General features: G+C 64.9%; 2 protein-coding genes. Both read right to left on the reverse strand.

Going from position 1 to position 2144, the window contains the following annotated elements; all coding sequences use genetic code 11:
* Positions 1–567: LLM class flavin-dependent oxidoreductase (locus tag VFA16_RS07300; protein ID WP_324967168.1), on the reverse strand; the 567-nt coding region annotated here is incomplete at its 3' end.
* Positions 568–573: 6 nt separating this feature from the next.
* Positions 574–2144: FAD-binding protein (locus VFA16_RS07305; protein ID WP_324967169.1), on the reverse strand; the 1571-nt coding region annotated here is incomplete at its 5' end.

Below are 2144 nucleotides of genomic sequence, written 5' to 3' on the forward strand. Positions count from 1 at the left end.
CATCTGCACCGAAGCCGGCCGCGTACAGGCGACCCACACCGGAGGGTGCGGCTTCTGCAAGGGCTTGGGAACAACGTTGCGGGGCGGCATGACGACGTGGCGTCCCCGGAACCCGGTAAACGGCTCCTCGATCATGCAGCGGATTGCGACGTCCAGCGCCTCCTCCCACATGGAGCGCTTGTCGGCGGGATCGATGCCAAACCCGCCCAATTCACCGACCGACGACGACTCGCCGGTGCCGAACTCCACTCGTCCGTTGGAGAGCAGGTCGAGGGTGGAGATGCGTTCGGCGACTCGGGCCGGATGGTTGACCGGCGGCGGAAGGTGCATGATGCCGAAGCCAAGCCGGATGTTCTTGGTTCGCTGGCTCGCCGCGGCCAGGAAGATTTCGGGGGCCGTCGAGTGGCAGTACTCCTCGAGGAAGTGATGCTCGGTGAGCCACACCGTGGAGAAGCCGGCCTTGTCGGCCAGTTCCACCTCGTCGAGGCCGTCCTGGAAAAGCTTGTGCTCGTCGTCGGGTGCCCACGGGCGCGGCAGTGGAAATTCGTAGAAGAGCGAAATTTTCATATGCTGTTACCTCCGTTGTGACGTCGATTCGGTAGGGGCGGTCGTGATTTCGTTCGCAATGTGCCGAGCTGCGACGTAACCGAACGTCATGGCCGGCCCGATTGTTGCCCCGGCGCCGGCGTAGCTTCGCCCCATCAGAGCGGCCGCGGTGTTGCCGACGGCATATAAACCCGGCACCACCGTGTCGTCGGCGCGCAGCACCCGGGCATATTCGTCGGTGCGCAAGCCGCCGGAGGTGCCCAGGTCGCCGAGGATGATGCGAAACGCGTAGTACGGCGGCTTGCCCAGCGGATAAAGATTGGGGTTGGGCAGGGTAGGGTCGCCGTAGTAGTTGTCGTAGACGGAATCGCCGCGGTTGAAGTCGTCGTCGTGGCCGTTGCGGGCCAGTTCGTTGAAACGTGTTGCTGTCTCGAGTAATTGGGTAGGCGGAACGCCGATTTTGGCGGCCAGCTCCTCGTAGCTGTCCGCCGCTTTCACCACGCCGGACTCCAGCCAGGCTGGAGGCATCTTGCGCCCGGTCGGCACCGGCGCGCCGGGAATCTTCGGTAGCGGCAGGTGCCCGGCGATGACGTAGCGGTTCCAGGATCGGTGGTCCGTGATCAGCCAGCACGGGATGTGGGTCACGCCGGACTTGTGTCCTTCGATCATGGCGTGGCCGAAGTCCATGTAGGGCGCAGCCTCGTTGATGAAACGTTTCCCAGCGCCGTTGACGACGAACTGCGAAGGCATCATCCGTTCGTTGAGCATGAATTGCAGCCTGCCGTCCGGCCATTGGATCGCGGGGAACCACCAGGCTTCGTCCAGGAGGTCGGTGGACCCGCCGACCTGGTGGCCGGCGCGGATGCCGTCGCCGGTGGCGGCCGGGTTGCCGAAGCTCCAATCGCGGTCCACGACCGGCTGATGCTCTTTGCGCCACGTCATGTCGTGGTCGAAGCCGCCGGTCGCCAGGATGACGCCGCGCCGTGCGTTGATCTCCTGTAACCCATCGTCTTTGACGATGATGGCACCGGTCACCGACCCGTCGGCGTCGGTGATAAGTTGCGTCATCGGCGCGTCCAGCCACAGCGGGATGCCGCGTTCCTTCATCGCCAGCCGCAGCCGCGCGGCCAGGGATTGTCCGATCGCGGCGATGCGTTCGTCGAAGACCCGCGCCCGGATCATCCGCCACACCAGCTTGACCAGCACCGCCTTGCCCGTCCAGGACTGACGGACCTGGTAGAACGATCGAAGTTCTTTGGGGCCCAGCCAGATTCCGCGCGGTGCCAGCGCCAGTGGTTGCAGCAGGCGCTGTTCGTCCTCGCCGAGAGCGCGCAAGTCGATCGGCGGCACGTTGATGGTGCTGCCGAGTTCGGAGCCGCCGGGCAACTCCGGGTAGTAGTCGGCGTATCCAGGCTTCCACACAAATTCCAGCCAGCCGCTGAGTTGTTCGAGGAACGCCATCATTTTGGGTGCGGAGTCGACGTACTGGCGTATCCGCGCCTCGCTGACGTGACCCCCGGTGATTTGACGCAAGTACTCGACGACACCGTCCGCTGACGGGGCGTAGCCCTCCCGCCGTTGCGCTGGTGCCCCGGGGA

This window comes from Mycobacterium sp. (genome assembly GCF_035653355.1).
Classification (GTDB): domain Bacteria; phylum Actinomycetota; class Actinomycetes; order Mycobacteriales; family Mycobacteriaceae; genus Mycobacterium.